Annotated in this window: 22 protein-coding genes and 2 tRNA genes; 6 read left to right on the top strand and 18 right to left on the bottom strand. The window is 59.7% G+C overall.

Features of this window, described 5'->3' with window-relative positions:
* Positions 1–15 precede the first annotated feature (15 nt).
* The 11 genes from nhaA to HX793_RS26380 form a co-directional block, all read right to left on the bottom strand.
* Positions 16–1,881 carry a Na+/H+ antiporter NhaA gene (nhaA, locus tag HX793_RS26430; protein ID WP_028690949.1) on the bottom strand — a complete coding sequence of 622 codons (1,866 nt, stop codon included), beginning with the start codon at positions 1,879–1,881 and terminating at the stop codon, positions 16–18.
* Positions 1,882–1,941: 60 nt separating this feature from the next.
* The gene (locus tag HX793_RS26425; RefSeq protein WP_028690948.1) at positions 1,942–3,255 is read right to left on the bottom strand and encodes a replication-associated recombination protein A; all 1,314 of its coding nucleotides are present in this window, start codon (positions 3,253–3,255) and stop codon (positions 1,942–1,944) included.
* A 51-nt stretch (positions 3,256–3,306) separates the two neighbouring features.
* Positions 3,307–4,614: an NAD(P)/FAD-dependent oxidoreductase gene (locus HX793_RS26420; protein WP_028690947.1), complete on the bottom strand. Its 1,308-nt coding sequence runs from the start codon at positions 4,612–4,614 to the stop codon at positions 3,307–3,309.
* An 18-nt stretch (positions 4,615–4,632) separates the two neighbouring features.
* Positions 4,633–5,463: an S-formylglutathione hydrolase gene (gene fghA, locus HX793_RS26415; RefSeq protein ID WP_023464790.1), complete on the bottom strand. Its 831-nt coding sequence runs from the start codon at positions 5,461–5,463 to the stop codon at positions 4,633–4,635.
* Positions 5,464–5,521: 58 nt separating this feature from the next.
* Positions 5,522–6,856 (bottom strand): DUF3422 family protein, encoded by a 1,335-nt coding sequence (locus HX793_RS26410; protein WP_023464791.1) that lies wholly within the window; start codon positions 6,854–6,856, stop codon positions 5,522–5,524.
* Between the two features lie 182 nt (positions 6,857–7,038).
* Entirely contained in the window at positions 7,039–7,437 is a 399-nt protein-coding gene (locus HX793_RS26405) for a VOC family protein (RefSeq protein WP_023103885.1), read from the bottom strand.
* Positions 7,438–7,480: 43 nt separating this feature from the next.
* Complete coding sequence (locus tag HX793_RS26400) at positions 7,481–8,590, bottom strand: S-(hydroxymethyl)glutathione dehydrogenase/class III alcohol dehydrogenase (RefSeq protein ID WP_011871467.1); 1,110 nt, start codon at positions 8,588–8,590, stop codon at positions 7,481–7,483.
* A 59-nt stretch (positions 8,591–8,649) separates the two neighbouring features.
* A complete protein-coding gene (gene frmR, locus HX793_RS26395) occupies positions 8,650–8,925 on the bottom strand; it encodes a formaldehyde-responsive transcriptional repressor FrmR (RefSeq protein WP_007182548.1) in 276 nt (91 codons plus the stop codon).
* A 282-nt stretch (positions 8,926–9,207) separates the two neighbouring features.
* A complete protein-coding gene (locus HX793_RS26390; RefSeq protein ID WP_028690945.1) occupies positions 9,208–10,098 on the bottom strand; it encodes a carbon-nitrogen hydrolase family protein in 891 nt (296 codons plus the stop codon).
* Positions 10,095–10,703, bottom strand: coding sequence for a GNAT family N-acetyltransferase (locus tag HX793_RS26385; protein ID WP_028690944.1), 609 nt, complete (start codon positions 10,701–10,703; stop codon positions 10,095–10,097). The genes HX793_RS26390 and HX793_RS26385 overlap by 4 nt, the downstream gene beginning before the upstream one ends.
* Before the next feature lies 1 nt (position 10,704).
* Positions 10,705–11,112, bottom strand: coding sequence for a ketosteroid isomerase-related protein (locus HX793_RS26380; protein WP_023103882.1), 408 nt, complete (start codon positions 11,110–11,112; stop codon positions 10,705–10,707).
* 154 nt (positions 11,113–11,266) lie between these two features.
* Between HX793_RS26380 and HX793_RS26375 the strand changes: the two genes are divergently transcribed.
* Positions 11,267–12,172 carry a LysR family transcriptional regulator gene (locus HX793_RS26375; protein WP_023103881.1) on the top strand — a complete coding sequence of 302 codons (906 nt, stop codon included), beginning with the start codon at positions 11,267–11,269 and terminating at the stop codon, positions 12,170–12,172.
* A 150-nt stretch (positions 12,173–12,322) separates the two neighbouring features.
* Here HX793_RS26375 and uvrB read toward each other — a convergent pair whose 3' ends face one another.
* The 3 genes from uvrB to HX793_RS26360 all read right to left on the bottom strand — a co-directional run bounded on the left by uvrB (position 12,323) and on the right by HX793_RS26360 (position 16,339).
* Positions 12,323–14,299 (bottom strand): excinuclease ABC subunit UvrB, encoded by a 1,977-nt coding sequence (gene uvrB, locus HX793_RS26370; RefSeq protein WP_028690943.1) that lies wholly within the window; start codon positions 14,297–14,299, stop codon positions 12,323–12,325.
* A 375-nt stretch (positions 14,300–14,674) separates the two neighbouring features.
* On the bottom strand, positions 14,675–15,106 hold the full coding sequence (locus HX793_RS26365; protein ID WP_023835768.1) for a DUF488 domain-containing protein: 432 nt from the start codon (positions 15,104–15,106) through the stop codon (positions 14,675–14,677).
* A gap of 252 nt (positions 15,107–15,358) precedes the next feature.
* On the bottom strand, positions 15,359–16,339 hold the full coding sequence (locus HX793_RS26360; protein WP_024086516.1) for an IS5-like element ISPa26 family transposase: 981 nt from the start codon (positions 16,337–16,339) through the stop codon (positions 15,359–15,361).
* Positions 16,340–16,787: 448 nt separating this feature from the next.
* Between HX793_RS26360 and HX793_RS26355 the strand changes: the two genes are divergently transcribed.
* The 3 genes from HX793_RS26355 to HX793_RS26345 all read left to right on the top strand — a co-directional run bounded on the left by HX793_RS26355 (position 16,788) and on the right by HX793_RS26345 (position 20,785).
* On the top strand, positions 16,788–17,729 hold the full coding sequence (locus HX793_RS26355; protein WP_028698648.1) for a LysR family transcriptional regulator: 942 nt from the start codon (positions 16,788–16,790) through the stop codon (positions 17,727–17,729).
* 466 nt (positions 17,730–18,195) lie between these two features.
* The gene (locus tag HX793_RS26350) at positions 18,196–19,410 is read left to right on the top strand and encodes a glutathione-independent formaldehyde dehydrogenase (RefSeq protein WP_023093406.1); all 1,215 of its coding nucleotides are present in this window, start codon (positions 18,196–18,198) and stop codon (positions 19,408–19,410) included.
* Between the two features lie 484 nt (positions 19,411–19,894).
* Positions 19,895–20,785 carry a LysR family transcriptional regulator gene (locus HX793_RS26345; RefSeq protein ID WP_023103878.1) on the top strand — a complete coding sequence of 297 codons (891 nt, stop codon included), beginning with the start codon at positions 19,895–19,897 and terminating at the stop codon, positions 20,783–20,785.
* Positions 20,786–20,807: 22 nt separating this feature from the next.
* Here HX793_RS26345 and HX793_RS26340 read toward each other — a convergent pair whose 3' ends face one another.
* On the bottom strand, positions 20,808–21,101 hold the full coding sequence (locus HX793_RS26340) for a helix-turn-helix domain-containing protein (RefSeq protein WP_009459591.1): 294 nt from the start codon (positions 21,099–21,101) through the stop codon (positions 20,808–20,810).
* Positions 21,102–21,220: 119 nt separating this feature from the next.
* Between HX793_RS26340 and HX793_RS26335 the strand changes: the two genes are divergently transcribed.
* Both HX793_RS26335 and HX793_RS26330 read left to right on the top strand, forming a co-directional pair.
* Positions 21,221–21,874, top strand: coding sequence for a substrate-binding domain-containing protein (locus HX793_RS26335; RefSeq protein WP_023106332.1), 654 nt, complete (start codon positions 21,221–21,223; stop codon positions 21,872–21,874).
* Positions 21,875–21,992: 118 nt separating this feature from the next.
* The gene (locus tag HX793_RS26330) at positions 21,993–22,961 is read left to right on the top strand and encodes a Dyp-type peroxidase (RefSeq protein ID WP_020924940.1); all 969 of its coding nucleotides are present in this window, start codon (positions 21,993–21,995) and stop codon (positions 22,959–22,961) included.
* Positions 22,962–22,998: 37 nt separating this feature from the next.
* Here the strand turns inward: HX793_RS26330 and HX793_RS26325 are convergent, their stop codons facing one another.
* The 3 genes from HX793_RS26325 to HX793_RS26315 form a co-directional block, all read right to left on the bottom strand.
* Complete coding sequence (locus tag HX793_RS26325) at positions 22,999–24,942, bottom strand: tyrosine-type recombinase/integrase (protein ID WP_023103875.1); 1,944 nt, start codon at positions 24,940–24,942, stop codon at positions 22,999–23,001.
* A 226-nt stretch (positions 24,943–25,168) separates the two neighbouring features.
* Positions 25,169–25,244: transfer RNA gene (locus tag HX793_RS26320), tRNA-Gly, on the bottom strand.
* Positions 25,245–25,247: 3 nt separating this feature from the next.
* Positions 25,248–25,323 (bottom strand) — tRNA-Glu (locus HX793_RS26315).
* Positions 25,324–25,330: the final 7 nt, after the last annotated feature.

Below are 25,330 nucleotides of genomic sequence, written 5' to 3'. Positions count from 1 at the left end.
TGTAGTTCGTCCCGCTCAGGACGGGACTTCCTGAGTTCGTGGGCCGCGGCGACTGGCTTCGAGCGCCGCGGTGACAGTGCGGGCGTCGTAGCTGCCGCGCAGACGACGACCCTCGACGAAGAACGTCGGCGTGGCGTGCGCACCGCTGGCGACCGCACTGGCGAGGTCGCGCTCGACACGCTCGATCACCGCGGTGCTGTCGAGATCCGCGATGAACCGTTCGACGTCGAGCCCAAGCTCGGCGGCGTAGCCGATCAGATGCTCGCGCTCCAGCGCATGCTGACGGGTGAACACGAAGTCCAGCCACGGCCAGAACATCCCCTGGTTCGCCGCTGCCTCGGACGCCCGCGCGGCGATCGGCCCGTGCGGGTGGTGCGGCAGATGGCGCACCACATACCGCAGGTCGTCCCCGAAGTGGGCACGCAGATCGTCCCAAGAACCGGTCGCGTGCGCACAGTACGCGCACTCGAAGTCCACGTACTCGACGAGTGTGAGCTGGGCGTCCTCCGGCCCGCGGATGTGATCGATCTCCGGATCGACCGGTGGCTCAAGCACCATCGGCAGGTCAGCGGTCTTCTCACCCCACCGCTTGGCGGCGACCTTGAAGATCAGCCACCCGAGCAACGTGGCGAACACCATCGACACGAGCACGCCGACCGTCGCCTGGCGGCCCAGGTCGGAGGTCGTGCCGAACGCGAGCCCGATGATCAGCAGCGACACGGTGAAGCCGATCCCGGACAGTGCCGCACCACCGAACACGCTCCCCACCCCGACGCCCTCGGGCAGCCGGCCCAGGCCGAGACGGACGGCGACGAGCGTGATGAGCCCGATGCCCACGAGCTTGCCGAGCACGAGCCCTGCGATGACGCCCCACGTGACTGGCGAGCCGAAGGCCTCGGCGAGCAGCCCGCCACGCACGTCCACTCCGGCGTTCGCCAAGGCGAACACCGGCACGATCAGCAGCGCCGTCGGCAGCCGCAGGAACTCGTGCAATCGCTCGTTCACCGAGATACCCCGGGACAGCCCGCAGTCCACCGCGCGGGCCGATGCGGCACTCGGAGACTGCCAGAAGTCGCGGAACAGTTGTTTTGCCGCGACGACCTTGTGACGTTGCGTCGCGTAGGCGGGGATCAGCAGCCCCGCGGCCATCCCGGCGAGAGAGGCATGGATGCCGGAGTACACGGTTGCGAGCCACAGCACGATCACGATCAGCACATACGGCATTGCCCGCCACTGGCGGGTGCGCCCTAGCCACCACAACGCAACGAGACTGGCGAGGGCGATCAACAACGGGACGATCCGAATCTCCTCGCTATAGACGATGCCGATGATGGACACGGCGAGGAAGTCATCGACCACGGTCAGGGTGAGCAGGAACACGCGCAACTGACCGGATAGCCGCGGGCCGACGATCGCCAGGGTGCCCAGCATGAATGCCGTATCGGTGCCGACCACCGCCCCCCACCCGTGCAGGCCTTCACTTCCGGCCAGCCCCACGATCAGGACATACACCAGCGCGGGAAGCACGACACCTGCGACACCCGCGATCAGAGCGAGACGGGCACGGCTGCGGTCCCTGAGCGATCCGTGGGCGAACTCCTGACGCACCTCCAGGCCGATCAGGAAGAAGAAGACCACCATCAGGCCGTCGTTGACCCAGTGATGCAGATCCATGTGCATGCCCAGCGGCCCGAAGTCAAACCCGACGTCCAGGTGCCACAACGCGAAATAGGCATCGGATAGCGGCGAGTTCGCCCACGCCAGCGCCACGACCGTGACGATCACCAGCAGCACCGCAGCACCAGACTCCGTGCGCAGATAGCGGGCAACGCGTCCCCGGCTGATATTCGCCGAGGATGCACCGAAAGAAGTGGCTGACATGTTCTTATCCTGTTCCTGTAGTTCGTGAAGTCGCGATGAGCCGGTTTCGGAGGCGACCGGTCAGGCGTCCGCCTCTGGCAGCGTCCCATCATCCAGCGAGCGCAGCCAAGTAAGCCTTTCTCCCAGCCTGCGCTCAACACCTCTGTCCGTTGGCTGATACCAGCCCGGCCGCGCCACGCCCTCGGGAAAGTAGCTTTGCCCAGCGGCATAGCCGTTGGGCTCGTCATGGGCATAGCGGTAGCCTTCGTGATACCCCATCTGCTGCATCAGCTTCGTCGGCGCATTGCGAAGATGGAGAGGCACAGGCAGGGAGCCGCTGTTCTTGACGAAGGCCTTCGCCTTGTTCCAGGCGGCATAGGCAGCGTTCGACTTGGGGGCGGCAGCAAGGTAGGTCGCCGCGTGGGCAATCGGTATTTCGCCTTCGGGGGAACCCAGCCTCTCATAAGCCAGCGCGGCATTGAGCGCCAGTTGCAGCGCCTGCGGGTCGGCATTGCCGATGTCTTCGCTGGCCACCACGATCATGCGGCGCGTCACCTGGCTGACGTCGCCGCTGCCGTCGAGGATGCGGGCCAGCCAGTACAGGGCCGCGTCGGGGTCGGAGCCCCGCAGCGACTTGTGGAAGGCGGAGAGCTGCCAGTAGAACTCGTCGCCGCCCTTGTCGAACCTGCGCAGTGATGGGCTGGTGGACAGTTTGGCAAACTCGCCATCGACCACGGCCTTGCCCGCGCCCGACGCAGCATTCGTCACCTGCTCAAGCAGATTGAGGAAGCGCCTGCCATCGCCATCGGCAAAGCCCTTGAGCAGATCCAGCGCGTCCGCGTCCAACGTGACGCCCTGGAGATGCGGCAGTGCGCGTTCGTAGAGCTGGTTCAGTTCGTCGCCGGACAGCGGTTCGAGGGTATAGACCTGCGCGCGTGAGAGCAGAGCGGAATTGACCGCCAGCCCCGGATGCTCGGTCGTTCCCCCCACCAGGGTCAGGAGCCCCGACTCGACATGGGGCAGTAGGGCATCCTGCTGCGCCTTGTTGAAGCGATGGATCTCATCGACGAAAAGCACCGTCGATCGACCATGGTTGCCCAGTTCTGCCTGGGCCTCGTCGATGGCTTGCCGGATGTCCTTCACCCCGGCAAGCACGGCCGAGATGGCGATGAATCGGCTGTCGGTCGCACTGGCGGCCAGGCGCCCCAGGGTGGTCTTGCCCACGCCTGGCGGCCCCCAGAGGATGAACGAGTGCAACTTGCCCGCCTCGAACGCGAGACGAAGCGGCTTGCCGGGGCCGAGCAAGTGCCGTTGCCCGACGAATTCATCCAGCGTCTTGGGCCGCAGGAGTTCGGCCAAGGGAGGCTTGGGCTTTGTCGTGAATAGATCGGTCAAGTTCCTCTCCCTGGTATTTCTGATAGTTGACGTTCCGATAAGGTGTGCACCTCAATCCAGAGAGCCGGATTTATCCAACGCCGTGGGCTCTTTGTCGCTAATCGCATGCATGATGATGCGAGAGCCGCGGTAGCCGATGCTATGGTTCCATACCCAGCTCAACGCGACGCTGAGACGATTTCGCGTACCGATCAGAAAGTAGATATGCGCGAGCTTCCAGATCCACCACGCAAAGGCTCCACGCAGCTTAACCCGCCCCATGTCAATTACGGCCAGGCTGCGGCCGATGGTGGCCAGGTTCCCCTGATGCCGGTATTTGAAAGGCCCGTCAGCGGGCTTGCCTTTCAAACGCCGTCCAATGAGGTTGGCGACGTACTTGCCTTGCTGTTTGGCGGCGGGGGCGATGCCCGGTACGGGCTTCCCATCAGCCATGGTGCACGAGGCGGTATCGCCGATGGCGAAGACCTCCGGGCGACCGGCCACCGTCAGGTCGGGACCAACGACCACTCGACCCGCACGATCAGACGCAGCACCCAACCAGCGAGCCGCGGGAGACGCCTGGACGCCGGCGGCCCAAACGATGGTCTTGGCCGAAAGAGGCTTGCCGCCATACACCACGCCGTCGGCCGAGCATTCGGTGACCGGCGTACCCAGCACGACCTCGACCCCGAGCTTTTCGAGTGCCTGGCGCGTATAGGCCGAAAGATCCTCTGGAAAGACGGACAACAGACGCGGGCCCGCCTCGATCAGTACAACCCGGGACGTGCTCGGGTCGATCGAGCGGAAGTCACGCGCCAGCGTGTCTCGTGCAAGCTCGGCGATGGTCCCGGCCAATTCAACCCCGGTGGGACCACCACCGATGATGACGAACGTCTGCAGCGCGGCACGCTGCTGAGGATCGCTCGTGCGCTCGGCCTCCTCGAAAGCCGCGAGGATTCGGCCTCGAATGGTCGTGGCATCTTCCAGCGTCTTCAACCCCGGCGCGAAAGCCCCCCATTCGTCGTGTCCGAAATAGGCATGGGTAGCACCTGTCGCGAGTACGAGCGTGTCGTAGGTTTGGCGCGAGCCATTGTTGAGAATGACCTGACGCGCGTCCTGGTCGATACCTTCCACTTCCGCCATCAAGGTGTTCACTTCCGGGCGATTTCGGAATAGATAGCGAATAGGCCAGGCGATCTCGGATGTCGAGAGAGATGCCCCTGCGACCTGGTAAAGCAGCGGCTGGAACAGGTGATGATTGCGCCGGTCGATGATCGTCACATCGACCTCGGCACCAGCAAGCTGGTTGGCAACCTCGATCCCGCCGAAGCCCGCTCCGATAATGACGACGTGATGTCGGTTTTTGGAGGTCTTTGTCATGACCTGATCTCCTCTCTCTCAGCGTTTCAGCGCCGATGCGTGGTGTGCCATATGCTCGCCAATGAAACTGGCAATGAAGTAGTAGCTGTGGTCGTAGCCTGGGCGCAGATTCAACGTGAGCGGGTGCCCCGTCTCGTCGCAGGCCTTGCGCAGCAGATCGGGCTGAAGCTGACTCTCCAGGAACTCGTCGCCCAAACCCTGATCCACCAGCAGCGGCAGACGCTCCTGCACGGTGCGAATCAGCTCCACGGTGTCGTACTGCTTCCACGCCTCCCGGTCGCTGCCCAGGTACGCCTCGAAGGCCTTGTGTCCCCAGGGAACCTGGGTGGGCGCGACGATGGGCGAGAAGGCCGAGACGCTTCGATAACGGCCCGGGTTGCGCAGGGCGATGACCAGAGCACCGTGTCCCCCCATGGAATGGCCGCTGATGCTCCGCTCCGCTGTCACGGGAAAGTGGGCCTCGATCAGCGCCGGTAGTTCCTGCACCACGTAGTCATACATCCGATGATTCGCAGCCCAGGGTTCCTGCGTGGCGTTGACGTAGAAACCTGCCCCCTGTCCGAGGTCATAGGCGGGATCGTCGGCAACGCCTTCGCCGCGAGCGCTGCTATCGGGCGCGACGACGGCAATGCCATGTTCGGCTGCGTAGCGCTGGACGGCGGACTTGGTGATGAAGTTCTGCTCGGTGCAGGTGAGGCCTGAAAGCCAGTACAGCACCGGCACCTTGCCGTGCTGTGCCTGCGGAGGCAGATAGACGCCGACTTTCATCGTGCAACCGAGCGTCGTGGATTCATGCTGATAAACGTCCTGCCAACCATCAAAGCTGGCGTGATGTTCGATGCGTTCCATGGTGTTCTCCTATGTTCAAAGGAACGGCGCAGCTCTCGCGCGCCAGGACGGCAGCTCGTCAGGAAGATTTCTCTTCCGCTGCCGTGTCGCCGTGGGCGTGTCTGATCCTGCGCACGATCCACCAGATCGTCAGCATCACCGCAGGCACCAGAACCGCCATCACCGGCGCCACGCTGTCGTGAACCATCGGAATGCCCTTGAGCAAATAGCCGAGAAGACTCACGACGTAATAAGAAATTGCCGCGACCGACAGGCCTTCGACGGTTTGCTGAAGGCGCAATTGCATCTTGGCCCGGTTGTTCATCGACGCAAGCAGATCGCGGTTCTGGCGTTCAAGCTCGACGTCGATCCAGGAACGCAGCAACGCGATGGCCCGGGTCAGCTTGTCGGAGAGCTTGGTCTGGCGCTCCTTTACGGATTGGCATGTCCGCATGGCGGGAGCGATGCGACGCTGCAGGAAATCCGCCCAGGTGCAGTACCCGGATACGGCCTCTTCCGAAAGCGCTGCCAGCCTTTCCTCGACGATCTCGTAGTAGGCACGGCTGGCGCCGAAGCGATAGAGATTCGCCGCAACGCCAGCTTCCAGCTCGGCAGCCAGGCCGGTCAATTCGGACAGCAGCACGTCGCTGTCGCGCCGTTCCACCAAGCTCGTACACATCTCGTCGGTGATCGCCGCAAGGCGCGACTCCATGCGTCGCAGTTCCGACGTCATCGATCGTGTCAACGGCAGGGACAGCAACGCCAAGGTGCGGTAAGTCTCGATCTCCAGCAGACGTTGAGCCAGCGCACCCGCCCGCGCCGGGGTCAAATCGCGGGCCAGGACGAGGATCTGCGTCAGGCCATCCTCATCCTGTCGAAAGTCGGTCAGGATGGCGGCAGAGCCGTTCTCCACCAGCGAGTAGCACAGGCTGGCAGGATCGAAGCGATCGACCTCCTTCTCCGTTTCCGGCGTCCACGGAAGAAGTCTCAAACGGATGCCGGATACGACCGGGCCGGGAGGAACAAATCCATGCTTGAACGGATTTTCGCCGCACGGCTCTCCCGTCTCGGAATCCAGCGAAGCGCACCAGAGATACGTCGAGAACTCGGTGTGCTTTTCGCAGTGCAGGTCTCCTTCATCCCATGTCACGCCGTGGAGCGGCGTAGTATGGTCGGGTTCGGCAACGCCGAAGCGATGAGACAACTCGCTCATCGCCATCTGATCCCTGGCCTGGTCGCCTTCGGTCATGAAAGCGAGCTGCAATATGCCGCGGGGGGCCTGAATCAAGAGATGCGGGCGCGCGTGCACTTCACCCACGGCGGCAGCACGATCGGTATAGGCCGGCATGCCGTACACGGTGGCGGTCGGGGTGGGTTGTACGGTCGTCGTATTGATGTTGGCCGGCTCTTTCATAACGACCTCATTTCTTCTTGGTTGAAAAACACGCTTCAAAGCAAATGCCCGCAGCCATGCGTTTCGCACATGGCTGCGGGCCGATCTTCATGAGCGGGCACCGCTCTACACGGTCCGTCTAATAGGCTCGCCGTGTAGAGGCTTGTGCTGGCCCTTTCAGAACGCCCTCAGCTTCCTAGCTTTCAGACGAAGGTGTACGAGCAAACCTTGTTGCCCGCCGGATCACGCAGGTAGGCCGCATAGGCACCCGGCAGGTGGCCACGCGGGCCAGGCTGGCCCTCGTCGGTGCCGCCTGCGGCAAGGCCGGCGGCGTGGAAGGCATCCACTTCGGCGGGAGTGGCGGCCGCAAAGCCGACCGTCACGCCGTTGCTGGAAGGCGCTTCACCATTGCCCGGACGGGCGATGATGAAAGCCGGCTTTTCGCGACCGAAAAGCACCCATCCGTTGCCGAAAGGACCGAGGTTCTTGATGCCGAGAGCACCCAGAGCGGCGTCATAGAACGCGGCCGACTTCTGGACGTCGGCGGCGCCGATGAAGACGTGCGAGAAGATGCCGTCGCCGGAAATGACAGGATTGGACATGGTTAATTTCCTTGGTGGTTGGTGTTGAATGGATAGTGAGTGATCAGTAGTGGATCACCGTGCGAATCGACTTGCCTTCATGCATCAGGTCGAAGGCGTGGTTGATCTCGTCGAGACCCATGGTGTGAGTGACGAACGGGGCGAGATCGATCTCGCCTTTCATTGCGTCTTCCACCATGCCCGGGAGTTGGGTGCGCCCCTTGACCCCGCCGAAAGCCGACCCCTTCCAGGTCCGGCCGGTGACCAACTGGAACGGACGGGTCGAGATTTCCTTGCCGGCCCCGGCGACGCCGATGACGATCGACTGGCCCCAGCCGCGGTGGGCAGCTTCCAGAGCCGAACGCATCACGTTGACGTTGCCGATGCACTCGAAGGTGTGATCGACACCCCAGCCAGTCATCTCGATCAGAACCTCGTGAATCGGCTTGTCGAAGTCCTTCGGGTTGAGACATTCGGTCGCGCCGAAGGTACGAGCCAGTTCGAACTTCGCCGGATTGGTATCGATGGCGATGATGCGGCCCGCTTTGGCCTGGCGTGCACCTTGAATCGCAGCGAGACCGATGCCGCCGAGGCCGAAGATGGCCACCGAGTCGCCGGGCTGTACCTTGGCCGTGTTGTGCACGGCGCCGATGCCGGTGGTCACGCCGCAGCCCAGCAGGCAGACGTGCTCGGGGTTGGCGTCCGGGTTGATCTTGGCCAGCGAGACTTCGGCGACGACCGTGTATTCGCTGAAGGTCGAGCAGCCCATGTAGTGGTAAAGCGGCTGACCGTTGTACGAGAAGCGAGTCGTACCATCGGGCATCAGCCCCTTGCCCTGGGTTGCGCGAACCGCGACACACAGGTTGGTCTTGCCGGACTTGCAGAACAGGCACTCGCCGCATTCGGCGGTGTAGAGCGGAATGACGTGATCGCCAGGCTTCACGCTGGTCACACCTTCACCCACCTCCACGACGATACCCGCACCTTCATGACCCAGCACGACCGGGAAGAGACCTTCGGGGTCGTCGCCCGACAGGGTGAAGGCGTCGGTATGGCAAACGCCGGTATTCGTGATCTTGATGAGCACCTCGCCCTTGCGCGGCGGCTCGACGTCGATCTCGACGATTTCCAGCGGCTTTCCTGGCCCGAAGGCAACTGCTGCACGTGATTTCATGATGTCGCTTCCTTTACTAGCTAACTAAATTTGCCCTCACCGAGGGCACCCTGGTGCCTCTATCGCAGATAGGAGCGGACGATAGAGATGGTCTCGTCAATGGACTTGTTCTGCGAATCGCTCCTGATTTCGCTACTGGGAAATTCTTCCCGCAGATAGCTCTCCAGAACGGTTGCCATCAATCCGTTGACTGCCCCACGAACGGCCGCAAGCTGCTGAAGAATTGCAGGGCATTCCGCACCTGCATCAAGCGCTTGCTCAAGAGTCGCTACCTGACCTTTGATGCGCCGGATGCGCGTCAGTGCTTGCTTCTTTTCTTCCGGACTGTGTGGCATCGAACACCTCTCTACTTGGGTACACCGCCGCATTATACAATACTCCCCCATAGTATATGCGGCCGAACTTTGCCACAAATTCTGTGCTCTTCGAGCACTCTTACAGGCTAGTACAGGTTTGTTCCCAAGAAGCGCAAAACATTCAAATCAATGAATATTTCTTGCATGTATCGACAGCATCGGGGCAAGTTCAAAACTGGTCAAACTGGAAAAATCTATGCGCAGATAGATATGACCTATCTAAGCCGACTCATCGAGTTGAAGCTATCAAGATGAGACCGGCTAGGCGACCTGATGACCCGAGTGTCGAGCTTTCCGCAGTGCAGGCAACATCTGTCCGTCCCAGTCACGATCGACCGCAACCTGGGCCTGTTCTTGGTTTCGTTCGAGTGCTTCAACGTCAAGATCACCGATCGCCCATGTCTGCGTGCCGCAAGTAGTCGCGAGAATGCCATCCTCGGGGAATCCACGATCCATGGGTGCATAGATCGTGGCCTCGCCAGTGTTCGTGTCCAGCGCCGGACTCCAGTCAGCAGCTCCGGTCGTCACGGCCTGTGCGACGAACATCCGGTTCTCCAGTGCCCGCGCCATGCAGCCCACACGAACCCGGGTTGCACCTGCCCTCGTGTCCGTACAGCTCGGGACCAACAGCAGGCGTGCACCCGCCTCTCGCTGGGCTCGCACGGGCAATGGAAACTCACTGTCGTAGCAGACAGCGATGCCGGCACGCACGCCATTCAGGTCGAACACTTTGAGTTCGTCGCCCCCCTCGATGACGCCAGTGTCTTTCTCGAACCCCGTCAACTGCAATTTGTCCTGGTAGTCACGCGTGCCGTCCGGCGCAAACCACCACGCCCGGTTGCGATAGCGATCCGGTCCAACCCGGGTCAAGAACGTACCGGCCTGAATGGTCATGCGCAGCTCGCGCGCCAGGTCGGTGTACAGGGCCAGCCACGCAGGCTGCAAGGCCTGCAGCGCGGCCAGCGAGGCGTTGAAATCCTGGCGGATGCCAGGCTCGAACATCGCAGCCAGTTCGAGGGACAGATATTCTGGCAACACGGCCAGTTCCGCTCCGGCACGGCTCGCCTCCTCCAGAACCCGCCGCTGCCGCGCTGCGAATGCCTCGAAGCCCGTGGGCTGACCCACTGCGTATTTCGCAACTGCTACTTTCATTTCGCGTTCTCCAGGGAGCGCAGCCACATCGTGAGCGTCTGCTCGGTTTCGCTCGGCTCACCCACCTGTTTCCAGGGCAGCGTAACCTTCATGTCCGACTGCCGCACGTAGCCACGACGGATCCAGAAGGGATCATTACTGCGGTAGTTGGAAGGACGCCGGGGATCGTCGTCTGCTCGATCCACCGACGCGAACGATGTCCACTGCATGCCGCCCAACGAACGGGCATGCGCTTCGCGTTCGTCAAAGAAGCGATGGCCCAGGCCAAGGCCCCGGAAGGCCGGGAGCAGGACTGATTCGCCGCAGTAAAACACTGCCTCCATCGGGATTCCTCGATCGGCGAACGGCACCTGGAAGGCCGGCTCCGCATCGCCGAGCGGCAATCCCGTGGACGCACCCACGACCACGTCATCAGCGAGCGCGAGTACCAGCAGGCTGTCTGCCGAACGGGCGTACATAGCGAGGTAGTGCTTCTCGTATTCGGTGTCGCCCTCGTACAGGTAAGGAAAGCTGCGGAAGACGCTCGCCCGCAGGCCTGCCACGGCATCGAACCATTCGGCAATGTCCGGACCACGATGAACCAGCACCTGCACGTCGCTGGTCATTTCAGGCGTCCCCTCCAACCTGTGCGATCCAGTCGCCGAGGTTGTAGTAGTTGGTGACACGAGCGATCTTGCCATCGCGGATCTCGAAGAACGCGCCGCCCGGCAGCACGTAGCGCTGGCCCTGGGCTTCCGGCAGCCCGTCGTCCGTGACCTTGTATTCGCCATGCACCACGTACTCCGCGCCTGCACACAGGCCGTCGGCGCTGACCATCACCACGATCCCGCGCAGTTGCTCGCCATAGCAGCGGTCCATGCGCTGCAGGAAGGCGCGGAAGGCTTCGCGACCGACCTCACGAGCGCCCTGGTTCAAGTCGTGCGCGACGTCATCGGTCAACATTGACAGCATGGCCTCGCGGTCACCGCGGTTGAAGGCGTCGTAGTAGGCAGTGATGAGAGTCGCAGCGTTCATTCGCGTTCCTTATTGGGTTGTTCGGAGCGGAGCATTCCGGGGTGTTGTCAGTCTGGGCAACCGCGCCTCCCTTGTATATGGAATTGTTGCGATTTTATAATTCCACAATCTGGAACAATCAACGAGCAGCGAAATCGGCCATAAGGCGTGCGTCATGAACAAGGAAATGGAACTACTGCGCATCTTTCGGGTGGCGGCCGAAAGCAGCAGTTTTCGCGATGCGGCCGTCCGGCTGGGGACTTCTCCGCAAGGTGTAACCCGTGCCATCCAGCAACTGGAGCAACACTACGGCGAGGTGTTGTTTCATCGAAGCACGCGCCAGGTGCGCATCACCGCCTTCGGCGAAGGGCTGCTAGACCAAGTGCGCCCCGCATTGGAGCGGTTCGAGGATCTGTGGCGAACGCCTGGCTCCGACCAGCAGGCCTCTCTGTCCGGTACGGTTCGCATCACCGCACCGCACAGCTTGGGCACCAGAGCGGTGCTACCGGCACTGGAGCGCGTGGCCGCGCGCCATCCCGGCATCACGCTGGATGTGCGCCTGTCCGATCGCATCAGCAATACGGTTGACGAAGGGATTGACGTCGGGATCAGGGTCGGATTCATGCGCGATAGCCGCTTCGTCGCACGCAAGGCCGCCGACATGAGACTCCCCATCGTTGCCGCTCCGCGCCTGATCAAGAAAGTGGGCGTACCTGCAAACATCGATGCGCTAAGCAGCCTGCCAGTTACCGTGGCCTTGGATATCAATACCGGCCGTCCCTGGCCTTGGCACTTCAAGGCGGGACGCCAGTGGACACCTACCGCACCCACTCTCGTCGCAGACAATGCCGACATGGAAATGGGAGCGGCGCTGGCCGGGATCGCGTTCGCGCAACTGGCGGACTACATGGCCGCCCCCTACATTGCCAGCGGGAAGCTCGTGCGAGTGCTGGAGAACGAAGAACCTCCGGCATGGGGGTTGTACGTCTATCGGCCTCAGCGTGGCCCCATTCCGGGAAGGGTTCGAGCGGTATTTGATGAAATGCTGGTCGCCGTTGGATCGTTGCCAGCTTTGCGCTGACACGTCGCAAGACGCTGTAGGGCACACACCTTGGAAAGCGGGGCACTGAGCCTCGGCGGCTCACCCCTCCGGTTGAATGATGAGCCGACCGTCTGCCCGCTTGCCCCAGGTGCAGATCGGTCGGCCATGCAACTCAATGCCGGCGAACGATTAGATGTAAATGAATTGCCGGTACAACCCATCCAACTGATGACGAATGTCTTCGACGCGCTGCTCGTCACCGGTATCGGTAAATTCGAGTAGCTGCTGTTCCTTGGCAGTGATCTGATCGCAAAGGTCGGACAAGTTCTCGCAGAAAGCCTCGGAATGAACGGTGGGCTCCTCCGTATTCGTCTCTTCCCCTGCTAGTTTTCGCACAGACGAGGCTGGAGAAATCCCATTTTCCTCGTTAAAGGCAATTTGAAGCTGCCTGCGCCTATTGGTCTCATCGATCGCCTGCTTCATCGCCGGCGTCACCGCGTCGGCGTACAAGATCGCCTTGCCGTTTTCATTCCGAGCGACTCGACCGATCATCTGAATGAGCGCATGGGCCGAACGCAAGAACCCTGCACGGTCTGCATCGAGAATGGCAACCAATGATGCCTCTGGAATATCCAGCCCTTCGCGCAAAAGACTAATCCCAATCAAAACATCGAACTCTCCTGCGCGCAGGCCATTGATGATCTCAACACGATCCTCCGCTTTTATGTCCGAATGCATGTAGCGCGCTCGAATCCCGTTGTCCGTCAAGAAATCCGTTAGCTCTTCTGCACTGACCTTCGTCAGCGTAGTCACAAGCACTCGATTCTTTCTCTTCACGCACTTCGATATTTCGGCAAGCAGGTCATCTATGTATCCATCCGCTTTCCGCACTTCAACCTTGGGGTCAAGCAGTCCCGTTGGCCTGATAACCTGTTCGACAACCCTGCCTTTCGACACCCTCAGCTCGTAGTCGCCCGGAGTAGCGGAAACAAAGATGGTCTGAGGCTTGACCTTCTCGAACTCGTCAAAGTTCAATGGCCGGTTGTTCTTCGATGAAGGCAAACGGAACCCGTAATCGATCAGCGTGTCCTTGCGCGCCTGATCCCCCCGGTACATTGCGGATATCTGTGGCACCATGACATGAGATTCATCGACGAACAGCAGCCCGTCTTTCGGCAAATAATCCAGCAACGTGATCGGAGGAGAAGCTGCGTCTCGGTCGCTGAAGTAGCAGGAATAATTCTCCATCCCCGAGCAATAGCCGACCTCGCGCATCATTTCCACGTCATGCGTGATCCGCTCGTACAGTCTGTTTGCCTCGACCAAGCGATTATTCCTGTTCAGCTCGGCAACCCGCTCTTCCATATCAGCGAGTATCTTTTTGGATGCAGAATCTATTTTGTTCGTGGGCGGTGCGAAAAGCGTTTTTGGCGAAACCAAATAATGGTCTATCTCTCCCAACGTCTTGCCAGTAACAGGGTCCATCCATTGGACAGACGCAACAGTGTCATCCAACAGTTCCACCCGAACCGCCCTGTACTCGGAATCAGCGGGGAAAATGTCAATCACATCACCTTGGACGCGGAACGTTGCACGCTTGAGCGTACGCTCCGTGCGATCATATTGCAGCAAAGCCAAGCGACGAATTAGCTCTCTCTGGTTTAGTTTGACCCCAGGGGACAGAGCGATCTGTAGCGCTCGATATGCATCTGGATCACCCAGGCCGTAGATTGAAGACACCGAAGCGACGACGATCACGTCACGACGCTCAATCAAGGATTTGGTCGTGGACAGGCGCAGGCGCTCAAGGTGGTCATTGATGGCCGAGTCCTTCGGTATGAAACGATCGGTGCCCGGCATATAGATCTCGGGCTGAAAATAGTCGTAATACGAAACGAAGTACTCGACCGCATTCTCAGGAAAGAAGTGCTTCATTTCACTATAGAGCTGCGCGGTCAACGTCTTGTTGGGAGCCAAGATCAACGTGGGCCGCTTCAGACGATGAATCACATTGGCCATGGTGAAGGTCTTACCTGAGCCGGTGATACCTTTCAGCGTCTGGTGCGTCGCACCTTCTTCTATGTCCGACAGCAGCCGCGCGATCGCCTCTGGCTGGTCCCCCGCCGGCGTATAGTTGGAGTGCAGAATAAACATACCGGTTGACATTAGATATCTCCTAATTGAGCTACTTCAATTTGTCCTGATGTATCGGCTATTCCAGAAGACCTATAGCAGTACCAAACTGGGGTGTAAATGACGGCGATCCTGCCGCGCCCCACCTGGGCGTAGGCGTCGCCAACATGATAGCCCAACACATGGGCGGGCTTCCCAGTGCATATCCGCCGATCGCCACGACGTCAGCCAGCGGCCCGTCTGCCAATGCACCTGGAGCCACTCGCCTCGTTGAGCGCTGACATCGAGCCGTGGCGGGCGAGGTTGCTCTGTACGCCCAATGTGTGGCGCCGGCTCCCGCCGATACGCGCCTTTGTCTCTCTCAGCCCTCCAGACGAGGCGTTGGAAACGTGGAGCTACGTCGCCCCTCTAAAGATGCACGATCTCAACATTCGGCCATTTGCCTGCAAGGTACTCGGCCACTAGCCTCCGATGGCAGTGATGGGGCTTGTCTTCGCTGCAAAGCAGGCAACTGTTATCAATCTTTTCTTTATCGATTGACTCAATCTTTCGGGACGACATTAAATCCAGAAATTTACTGGCGTAGATATCCCAATCTCCCCCTTTTATTTTATATTCCTCGAACATGTCTTTGGTTGGAGCAAGTGCTGGTAGATGTTCATATTCCATCCCACACAACGCCTCGGAAAAATATCGAAGATCCTCGCGTTTAGCGAACCCGGCCAATTGCGAAACATTATTCAGGCGAACATCGACAAGGCGCTTGGCACCAGAAGCACTTAACTTGGTGAAGAAGGACCGCGCGGAGGTCTTAGTGAATCCAATCGTGAATATCTTCATCTGCCTTATTCCCCTCGTTCCTTCATCCATAAATGGCTGTTATTGAGCTACCGCCAGGCATGCCCGTCAATCGCAGCTAAGGAAACGCTGGGGGCATGGTGTACTAGGGATGGTCTGAAGTAGCCCCTGTTTTCCGGCTACTTCGCCATCGACACTTTCAAAAAACGGTAGCCGCTCAAATCCCGGTCAAACCTGCCGTCTATTTCAGCCTTTTTTGCCGCTGCAAGCACCTCGCAGCAGTCACTTCACTCTTCACGGACGCACCTCTCCTGCATTGGAGAGCAAATGTCGACGCGCCATCCAAATGTTCGACAGGGCGAACAGCGTCACCATCTGAGCAGTGTTTTTCACCAAGCCTCGGAAGCGCACTTTCGTATAACCAAACTGGCGCTTGATCACCCGAAATGGATGCTCAACCTTGGAGCGAACCTGGGCCTTGGCTCTTTCGATCTTACGTATCGCTTTGTATAACGCGCTGCGGTTACCGTGCTTTTTGTAAGTGCTGCGCCGGGCTGCAATCTGCCAGATGACTTGGCGCCCCTCATGCTCTTCACGCTTCTCTACACCGGTATAGCCCGCATCAGCGCAGACCACGTTCTCACCACCGTGCAGCAGTTTGTCGACTTGGGTTACGTCCGCGACGTTGGCCGCAGTGACCACCACGCTGTGCACAAGCCCGGACTCATCGTCGACACCAATGTGAGCTTTGGCACCGAAGTAATACTGGTTGCCCTTCTTGGTCTGATGCATTTCCGGGTCGCGTTTGCCGTCCTTGTTCTTGGTCGAACTGGGCGCATGAATCAGAGTGGCATCGACGATGGTGCCTTGTCGCAGTGACAAGCCACGGTCGCCCAAATAGCCATTGATCACGCCGAGAATACCGGTGGCCAACTCATGCTTTTCCAGCAGGCGACGGAAGTTGAGGATGGTGGTTTCATCCGGGATTCGCTCCAGGCTCAGACCGGAAAACTGGCGCAGGATCGTCGTCTCGTACAGCGCCTCTTCCATCGCCGGATCGCTGTAACCGAACCAGTTCTGCATTAGATGAATCCGCAGCATCGCCATCAGCGGATAGGCTGGACGGCCCCCTTCGCCCTTTGGGTAATGAGGTTTGATCAGAGCAATCAAACCCTCCCAGGGTACGACCCGATCCATCTCTATCAGGAACAGCTCCTTGCGGGTCTGCTTGCGCTTACCGGCGTACTCGGCATCGGCGAAGGTCATTTGTTTCATCATCGAAAAGCTCGGCGATTGGTGTCCGGGGATTTTGCCAAATCAGGAAGTCTTTTTCAGGATTTCCCCAGCTGCGCCACAACGGCCATGGCAGGCTCCATTCTCTCCCCGCTTCAACGGCCACGACCCGAACAGCTCAAGAGCTTAGCACCGCCTTTTGCGGTTGCGTGCCTCACCACTCACGCTTACTCCCTTCCAGAACGCGCCAACTGCTAAGCTACATGAGGACGACTCGCCCACAGCGCAAAGCACCTGTGTTCGCGCTATTGGCTGTCCCGTGCGTTGTGGTGCTGACCGTCGATGACGAGTCGAACCTACTGTATGGGCACTGCGCGCGGCAGCCTTTCATGCGTGCCAGCTACGTGCCCAAGGTTGGACGCGGATCGAAGCGTGCGCAGGGTTTTTCGTGAAAGTATAAAATCTAATCAACTTTATCAGAAGAAAATATATGATCGTAAGAAACTTTGAATACTTGCTTGCTTTGCACCGTGAAGGCCATTTTGGCAACGCGGCCAAAAGCTGCAATGTTTCTCAGCCGACACTCTCCGCGGGCATTAAGCAATTGGAGGAAGACATGGGTGTCGAGATCGTGCGTCATGGCCGACGCTATGACGGCCTCACTTCTGAAGGGATGCGCGTACTGTCTTGGGCTCAGCAGATGTATGACGACTGCAAAGGGCTGGAGCGAGAACTCTCCGCACTACGGCGAGGTATAGAGGGGCAATTCCGGCTAGGGATACTCCCAGGAACTGCCGGTGTAGCGCCCACATTAAGCATCGCCCTTGCTGAAAAAACACCCTTACTTCAACAATCAGTTCTGGTTTCCGGCGCTTCTTCCCTGCTACAGGCGATTCGAGAAAACAATTTGGATATCGCACTCATGCATTTGGAGGATATCCCAGGGGAAGACTTCGATACTCACCTTCTGTACCGTGAACGCATTTTCCTTTTTCACGCCGCGAGAACACAGCAACCCCGAAGCACAACGTGGGACCATGTTCTCAATAGACAACTCTGCGTGCTGAACTCGGCAGTACCTGAACCCATTCAAGATAGGCTGATGCAATGTACCGCGCAGACTATTCGCACTGATTCAATTGACGTGCTATCGGCACACGTGGCGACAGGAAAATATTCGGCAGTTCTTCCGCAATCTCTCGCCGGCCAACTCGCGCACATTCCAAATCTCCACGCAATCGCAATCAATGGACCAATGTCGCACTCAAATGTCGGATTCGTTGCTGGGAAAAATGCGTTCGAGGCACCGTCATCGCGTGCATTGCTCGAAATGGTGCACACCCCCGAACTCGCCGCCACTCTTCAATCCGTTATATCGATCCATCGTCGGTTCCAGCCCAAAGCAGACTCATCTCAAAGCCCCCTGAAATAGCGAGTCTTGAAGAGCAACTCTGTATTGCTTCAACCAGGCGAAGATTGCAGGCATGCCGTGTGCGCCGCTAACAGGCGCCACGTGCTGAGCAACCCATCGAAGGCCACTAGGTCCAGGGGCAACTCGGGGGACAGGAGTACCTGCTGCATGCGGCCTCCTCATGTCTCGCTGGGTCGAGCTGACTGTTCCTAGATCAAGCTAGGAGGCGCGATGTAGCGATGATCGTTGCCCTCTCCCGGCTAGGAGACGAGCACGGCTCGACGATCCCGCGTAGATAGATCGTGCCTATCTGTACATAGATTATTCCAGTTTGACCACTTCTGAGCTTGATCCGATGCTGTCAAGACCGCAGAAGGAGACGCGGCCAACGGCTAGGCAGTACCACGATCGTTCTTCTTGACAGCGGTAAATTTCGTTTCCCACTTCGATTTAGAAGATGGAAACATTAACGCACAGAGGTGACGAAATGACTCCGACCGGTAACCGAATCGTGACTTTCGAGAAGCCCTTGGAAATGAAGGTCAACACCTTCAAATTTCCAGAGCTGATAACCCCTCAAGGGAAAAGCGCACCCCATGGCGCTATCCTCAAAATAGTTACCACAAATATCTGTGGCAGCGACCTTCACATTTATCGCGGTTCGTTTGCTGTTCCCAAGGGAATGACCATGGGCCATGAAATGACCGGCGAAGTGATCGAAGTGGGATCAGACGTCGAAGTCGTGAAGAAGGGCGACATCGTTTCCGTTCCCTTCAATGTGGGGTGTGGGCGTTGCTACAACTGCAAGCATATGCGCTCCGATGTATGCGAGAACACCAACCCCGAAATCGACTGCGGAGCCTACGGGTTCAACCTCGGTGGCTGGACGGGGGGGCAAGGTGATTATCTCTTCGTACCGTATGCGGATTTCAATCTCCTTCGCTTCCCTGACAAGGATGCCGCCATGGAAAAAATCCGCGACCTGACCCTTCTCTCTGACGTATTACCCACAGCTTTCCATGGGTTCGCTGGCCCAGACTGGCCAGCCGCGCCGGCCTACGTCGTCGGCGAAAACATCCTGATCTTCGGTGCCGGGCCGGTCGGCAGAGCGGGTGCCGCCTGCGCCAGACTTCTGGGTGCAGGCGCCATCATCGTTGCCGATTACATTCAAGAGCGGCTGGACCTTCTCAAGCCACACGGCGTGGAAACCATCAACCTTTCCGACGGCGTGCCGATCGAGGAGCATCTCGAACGCATTACCGGGCACAGGGAGGTGGATCGCGTCATCGACTATGTTGGTGTGGACTGCCGCGGGTTTGGCGCGGAGGCTGACAAGATCGTGGAGAGCGCTGTTACCAACGCAATGCTCAAATATGTCCGCTTCGGCGGAATGACCAGTACGGTCGGTGTGTACTGCGCAAACCCGATCTCGAAAGACCCGAAAGCCAAGAAAGGCCATATGGATCTGGAATGGTCCAACGCCTGGATCAAGTCGCCGCGAATGTCGGCTGGTCAATCTCCGACGGCCAACTACAACCACGCGTTAATGCGGGCGATACTGAACGATCGCATGCCTTACCTTTCGCCGATGATGAACACTAAGTTCATCAAGCTCGAAGACGCGCCCGCCGCGTACAAAGAGTTCGACGCGGGTTCTGCATACAAGTACGTCATCGACCCGCATGGTTCAGTGCGGCATTAAGCATCCGGCGCGGGCTAAGCATCAGGATGTCTCACACTTTCTGGTGAGAGGCATTCTGGTCCCGCCAGTCTCCGGGCAGCAACTGGAGCCGGCGAATATTTTCGCCGGCATTTGCCGTCTGCCCCAGGGTACTTGCCTTGGCTCGGACCAGGAGCAGAGCCTCAGCAATCCGCAGGTGATGATCAACCGCAAGCGTGTTCAAGCGCTTGGTTCGCAATCGGCCAAGGGTCAGACGGGGACGATGCACGGCATCCATTGACGTGCGTGGCTGGAGATAGCCTTCGTCTGATCCTTATCACCCCACGGACTTGATCAGGCTCGCCTAGTGTTGTGCCTGCCTCGGGCCATCGCACGGTCAACCCAGCCCTGGCTCATTCAGCCAGAAGTTTCCAATGATGTGGCCGAACTCGCCGCCGCCAGAATGGCAGTCACTTCTATAGGGAGATAGCACAGTGTTGGATAAGTCGGAACGGGAGGGTGGCCTATGGAGCTGCGCCATCTTCGCTGCTTCGTAGTTCTTGCTGAGGAGCTACATTTCACGCGGGCGGCTGAGCGCCTGCATATCGAACAACCACCGCTATCACGAGCCATCAAGGAACTTGAGGACGAGTTGGGCGTAGTGCTCTTCGACCGAAACCGACGAGGAACAGTTCTAACGGCGGCGGGCGCGGTCTTCTTGCAAGATGTTCGCCGTCTATTCACAGTGCTGGAACAGGCTCGTGAAAATGCCAAGGCTGTGGCATCGGGCTTGCGCGGTAGCCTGCGCATCGCTGTATCAGATGGGGCTATCGATCCACGGCTGTCGGCATTTCTGGCTCGTTGCCGCGCCGAGGAGCCGGAGATCGAAATACGCTTGTCAGAAGTGCCTCTGGCAGAGCAAGTGCGTGGCTTGCGTTCGGGCGACTTCATGATCGGGTTCGCGCACACGGGCGATGTCGGCGACGGTATCGCTGCCGAACCAATCTGGCACGACCCGCTGGTGATTGCGGTGCCAGCTCGTCACTCATTGCTCACCTACAAGGAGGTGCCACTTCAAGAACTTCAAGGCCATCCACTTGTCCTGTGCGACCCGCAGGTATGCGAGGGCTATTGCCGCGAACTCAAGCGGCTGCTCAACACGTTGGAGCACAAGCTGAATGTTGTCGAGGAAGTGTCCTCGCTGGACATGATGCTCACGTTGGTCGGCGCCGGCTACGGCATCGGCTTCATGACGGCGACCAAGATTCCCATCTCCCAACGGCCGGATGTGGTGATCCGCCCCTTGGCGATGGATTCTGCCGTGATCACCACCTACCTGCTTCGGCCGGACGGCGGCAATTTATCGGCTTCGGTGGAGCGATTTATCGTTCGCCTTCGCGACTCTTCGGACGGTTGACGGAGCCTGGCAGGCTAGACACTCAGGGATCAGTGTCGGCACGCAGATTGCGTTCGGTCGCCGTCATCAGGTCAGCCGCGCTTATTCCAAGTGCCGTAGAAATTTTCAGTATGAGCGGAAGCGTGGGCACGTGCTCACCACGCTCGATCTTACCCATGTGAGAACGCGAAATGCTTGCCCGAGATGCGAACTCGTCTTGCGCGACTCCTTGAGCGACGCGCGCAGCGCGCACGGCCTGTCCGAAGGCTAACGCCGACTCGGATTCATACGTCGATGTGCCAGAAGGACGGCCTGGCTGAATTGTTGATTTCTGCATTAGCAGAAGCGTCAAACAATCTGCCACAATTAACCACGTTAAAGATAACGACGTTAAACTTCACTCTTTCCTGAAACGCTGGTTTGCCTTTCTGGACAGATCGCTTATTGGGGGCCCTCATGCATGACGCCACCAGCCAGTTTTCCCATTTCAGGCTTGCTATCGCGCCCGGAGTGCCATCCTCTTGCCTCACAACGCTTCTTGCCCTACAGCGCGCGGAGGAACCAGAAGTCACCATCACGTTCTTTGAGACCTCAGCCGATGATCTGTTGACGGGCCTTGAGGAAGGCCGCTACGACGCTGGAATGACGCTTCGGAACGCTGGTGCTCCGGCTGTGAAAAGCCAACCGCTCTGGGTGGAGAACGTGGCTGTTGCAGTGCCGCTGGGGTCCCCCTTAGTTGCCCAGGCGAAGATCACGCTTGCCGAGCTTCTGGACTATCCGGTGTTTCGCTGGCCGGCGGAGGCTTGCCTACTGCTGGATCAGCGACTGTCCTTTCTTCCGTTGAGCCAGCAGAGCATTCAGCACGTGACTTCGTTCGAGATGATGGCGCTTTGGGTGACCGCTGGCTACGGAGTGGGGCTCTCCGCGCAATCGCGCATTGAGCGTGCCCATGCGTGGGGGATCACTATGCGACCGCTTTCAGACGGCCCCTACGAGATCGTGACATACCTGCAGCGACCCCACGGACGAGCCAATGTTGTTTCTGAGCGGTTCGAGCACAGGGCAATGCTGGTTGCCAGGGACAGGGCGGCTTGCTCGAATACCCCATAGCCCGCTCTCGCCGAGGCTGCGTGCGGGTAATTGCAGCGGCACGCGCCTGTTAGCGCGCCAGTGATAGCGCTTCCATCTCTGGCAATATGATGAATTAACATGGTCTTTGGAGGCACGAATGGTTGGAAGTGGTTGGGATCGAGTACCAATTGACTCGCAAAGCATCGATGCGCCGCTGTCGCGCGCGGCGGTGTTTCTCACGTTGACGGTCGCCGAGGGCCACGAGGCCCTTCAGGCGGTCGCCGGCGTCTTGGACGGGCTGGACGACCTGATCAAAACGGTGGGCTTCCGCGATCTCAACGGCCGGCTGTCGTGCATCACTGCACTGGGATCGGCGCTATGGGACCGTTTCCAGACCGGGAAGCGCCCGAAGGAACTACGGCCCTTCGTGCCCATCGAGGGTGCCAAGCACACCGCGCCTGCCACGCCCGGCGACCTGTTCTTTCACATCCGTGCCGAACGCGAGGACCTCTGTTTTGAATTCGAGCGCCTGCTGCTGGACCAACTGGGCAGCAGCGTGACGGTGGCCGACGAGGTGGTCGGTTTTCGCTACTTCGACTCCCGCGACCTGCTTGGCTTTGTCGATGGCACGGCCAACCCGACCGGGCACGACATCGGCGCCTCGACGCTGGTCGGCAGTGAAGATCAGGCGTTCGCCGGCGGCAGCTACTTGGTGGTGCAGAAGTATCTGCACCAAATGCAGCCGTGGGCTCGGCTCGCCAAGGACGAGCAAGAGCGGATCATCGGCCGGGAGATCGTCAGCAATGTCGAATTGCCCGACGCGACGAGCGGCCAGAAATCGCACAAGACCCTCGCCACGATCGTGGACGACGACGGCACCGAGCACGACATCCTGCGCGACAACATGCCCTTCGGCCGCCCCGGCCAGGGCGAATATGGCACCTACTTCATCGGCTACTCCAGGCATCTGTGGGTGACGCAGAAGATGCTGGAGCGCATGTTCCTCGGCGATCCGCCAGGCATGCACGACCGCCTGCTCGATTTCTCGACGGCGCACACCGGCGCCGTGTTCTTCGCTCCCGCACCGCGCACGCTGAGCGAACTCGTGGAGGCGGTGCAAGCGTAATGCAGGGGCCGCAAGGCCCCTGCAAGGTTTGAGAGCCCTATGCTCCGTCTAGAACTACTGCGCTATCCACCAGCCGACGAACGCTTTGCCGCACATCCTCGGGGATGGGGTACGGGGCAATGGCCTCGGGCATATCCGCATAGTGCTGGTAGTCGCCCATGATGACCTGGATGATCGCCGGTACGTTGGTCGGCGTGACCGCATCAATGGCCGCGCGGTCCCCCAGGTCAGGGTGCGGCTGGGTCAGCATGCGGTACAGATCCCACGAATCCGCGTGCGGGCACTGGTTCATGAGCACCTGGGCCAGCTTGTGCTTGAGCGGCACCAGTTGCCAATCGGGAACACGCTGCCCCCGATTGCCCAAACTGATGGACAGCAACTTGCCCGCTTTCAGTTCGCGGTTGATCTGGTCCTTGGACTTTCCGGCCAGCTTGCCGAACAGCGGGACCGGCAAGCTGCTTGGAGACTCGTAGATGGTCAGCATTTCCTCGCGCTCGCGCTGGATCGCGGACACTTCCGGCTCTGGGGCATGCGTCGGAGGCGGCGGTACCTGAGACAGCCGCTGGAACGTGATGCCGCCGCTGCTCGGGGTTACGACAATAGGCGTGGCCACGACGGGCGGGACGCCGGGAGGAGTGGGCTCGGCCATCGCGAGGGTCGCATCCACCGCTTCCTCCACTTCTGCCATCGCCGGCGCCCCGTCGATACGGATGGTCAGATGCGCGCTCGCGGCTTCCACTTCGCCCTGTTCGAGCAGGTCGAGCCGATCGGCCCAGTCCTGCATCATCCGACGGCGCGGCTCAACGTACTTGGCGTGGTTGTAGGACGAACTCACCTTGTTGGGGTCGGAATGGGAAAGCTGCGCGTCCACCCAAATCTTCGGGTAGCCAATCTCGTTGAGCGCCGTCGAGATAGTGCCGCGGATGCCGTGGCCGGTCAGGCGCCCCTCATAGCCCATGAGCTGCACGGCCTTGTTGAGGGTGTTCTCGCTGATGCGCTTCTTGAGTTCGCTGCGGTGTGACAGCAAGTACTTCTGCGCCGGCCGCATCACCCCCAGGAGATAGCGCACGATCTCGATGGCCTGCAGGGATAGCGGCACGATATAGGGGGGCACATCCTGCGGCCGCTTCCCTGCCTTGCGCATTTCATCCTGGAGCTGCTTGACGATCTGCGGTGGGATGATCCACAAGCCCCTGTCGAGGTCGAACTGTTCGGGTTCGGCCAATCGCAGTTCGCCGGTGCGCACCCCGGTCAGGAACAGCAGCCGGACGCCAAGCTGGGTCTGCCAGCCACGGGGGTTGTAGAGCCGGAGCTTCTGGAGGAACTCGGGCATCTCGGGCAGGTGCAGGTAGGGATTGTGGGCTACGGGGGGCTTGGGCTCTGCCACCACGTCCAGGTCGGCGGCCGGGTTGACTTCCAACCCCTCGGCAATGACCAGGGCATAGCGGAACAACTGGTTGAACCAGGTGCGGACCTTCTCGGCGGTGGTGAACGCCTTGCGTTTCTCGATCGCCGCCAAGACGCCCAGGAGTTGGGGGCGGCGAATGTCGTAGATCGACATTCTTCCCAGGGTGGGCAACACGTCCTTGTTGAAGATGCGCAGGATCTGCGACAGCGTGCTTTGACGGCCTTCCTTGAGTTCCTTGCGGCGATGCTCGACCCAGGCATCGAAGACGGTCTTGAAGGTGTATTCGCCCGCCAGCTTGGCCGCGTGCCGTTTCTGGTCGCGCTCGACCTGAGGATCGATCCCCCTGGCGAGCAGGGCCTGGGCCTTGTCTCGCTCGATCCGGGCCTCGCGCAGGCTGAGAGCAGGATAGCCGCCCAGGCACAGGCGCTTTTGCTTGCCCAGCCAGTAGTAGCGGAATTGCCATGACTTGCCGCCTGCGGCTGAGACCATCAGGCCCAGGCAGTCGTTGTCGGAGAGGGTGTAGCGTTTTCCGGTGGTCTTCGCCTGCCGGACGGTCAGATCAGAGAGCGCCATTTCGAGACTCCTAAGTAATGACTTAGGCCCTATGCTCGTCATGGTCCCCGCTCAGCCCCAGCAACTATCCGGTAGCCGACCCACCCGTATTCTTGTGCCTTATTTGGTCACTCAAAAACGGTAGCTGTGGGTGGATTTCCGTGGCACTCGCTGGAATGAAAAAAGGAGCCGAAGCTCCTTTTTTCAATGACCTACAGACCCCAGTAGAAGTCTGTGGATCAAAATTTGGAGCGGGAAACGAGACTCGAACTCGCGACCCCGACCTTGGCAAGGTCGTGCTCTACCAACTGAGCTATTCCCGCAAATGGCGTCCCCTAGGGGACTCGAACCCCTGTTACCGCCGTGAAAGGGCGGTGTCCTAGGCCACTAGACGAAGGGGACACACAAC

The organism is Pseudomonas reactans, assembly GCF_013387025.1.
Lineage (GTDB): Bacteria > Pseudomonadota > Gammaproteobacteria > Pseudomonadales > Pseudomonadaceae > Aquipseudomonas > Aquipseudomonas reactans.
The sequence above is the reverse complement of the archived record's forward strand: the minus strand, read 5'-3'. Positions and strand labels throughout refer to the sequence as shown.

Bases quoted from the DNA above. Each gene is read 5' to 3' on its own strand.
- nhaA (WP_028690949.1), bottom strand. From the start codon at position 1,881: ATGTCAGCCACTTCTTTCGGTGCATCCTCGGCGAATATCAGCCGGGGA.
- HX793_RS26420 (WP_028690947.1), bottom strand. From the start codon at position 4,614: ATGACAAAGACCTCCAAAAACCGACATCACGTCGTCATTATCGGAGCG.
- fghA (WP_023464790.1), bottom strand. From the start codon at position 5,463: ATGGAACGCATCGAACATCACGCCAGCTTTGATGGTTGGCAGGACGTT.
- HX793_RS26410 (WP_023464791.1), bottom strand. From the start codon at position 6,856: ATGAAAGAGCCGGCCAACATCAATACGACGACCGTACAACCCACCCCG.
- HX793_RS26405 (WP_023103885.1), bottom strand. From the start codon at position 7,437: ATGTCCAATCCTGTCATTTCCGGCGACGGCATCTTCTCGCACGTCTTC.
- HX793_RS26400 (WP_011871467.1), bottom strand. From the start codon at position 8,590: ATGAAATCACGTGCAGCAGTTGCCTTCGGGCCAGGAAAGCCGCTGGAA.
- frmR (WP_007182548.1), bottom strand. From the start codon at position 8,925: ATGCCACACAGTCCGGAAGAAAAGAAGCAAGCACTGACGCGCATCCGG.
- HX793_RS26390 (WP_028690945.1), bottom strand. From the start codon at position 10,098: ATGAAAGTAGCAGTTGCGAAATACGCAGTGGGTCAGCCCACGGGCTTC.
- HX793_RS26385 (WP_028690944.1), bottom strand. From the start codon at position 10,703: ATGACCAGCGACGTGCAGGTGCTGGTTCATCGTGGTCCGGACATTGCC.
- HX793_RS26380 (WP_023103882.1), bottom strand. From the start codon at position 11,112: ATGAACGCTGCGACTCTCATCACTGCCTACTACGACGCCTTCAACCGC.
- HX793_RS26375 (WP_023103881.1), top strand. From the start codon at position 11,267: ATGAACAAGGAAATGGAACTACTGCGCATCTTTCGGGTGGCGGCCGAA.
- uvrB (WP_028690943.1), bottom strand. From the start codon at position 14,299: ATGTCAACCGGTATGTTTATTCTGCACTCCAACTATACGCCGGCGGGG.
- HX793_RS26365 (WP_023835768.1), bottom strand. From the start codon at position 15,106: ATGAAGATATTCACGATTGGATTCACTAAGACCTCCGCGCGGTCCTTC.
- HX793_RS26360 (WP_024086516.1), bottom strand. From the start codon at position 16,339: ATGAAACAAATGACCTTCGCCGATGCCGAGTACGCCGGTAAGCGCAAG.
- HX793_RS26355 (WP_028698648.1), top strand. From the start codon at position 16,788: ATGATCGTAAGAAACTTTGAATACTTGCTTGCTTTGCACCGTGAAGGC.
- HX793_RS26350 (WP_023093406.1), top strand. From the start codon at position 18,196: ATGACTCCGACCGGTAACCGAATCGTGACTTTCGAGAAGCCCTTGGAA.
- HX793_RS26345 (WP_023103878.1), top strand. From the start codon at position 19,895: ATGGAGCTGCGCCATCTTCGCTGCTTCGTAGTTCTTGCTGAGGAGCTA.
- HX793_RS26340 (WP_009459591.1), bottom strand. From the start codon at position 21,101: ATGCAGAAATCAACAATTCAGCCAGGCCGTCCTTCTGGCACATCGACG.
- HX793_RS26335 (WP_023106332.1), top strand. From the start codon at position 21,221: ATGCATGACGCCACCAGCCAGTTTTCCCATTTCAGGCTTGCTATCGCG.
- HX793_RS26330 (WP_020924940.1), top strand. From the start codon at position 21,993: ATGGTTGGAAGTGGTTGGGATCGAGTACCAATTGACTCGCAAAGCATC.
- HX793_RS26325 (WP_023103875.1), bottom strand. From the start codon at position 24,942: ATGGCGCTCTCTGATCTGACCGTCCGGCAGGCGAAGACCACCGGAAAA.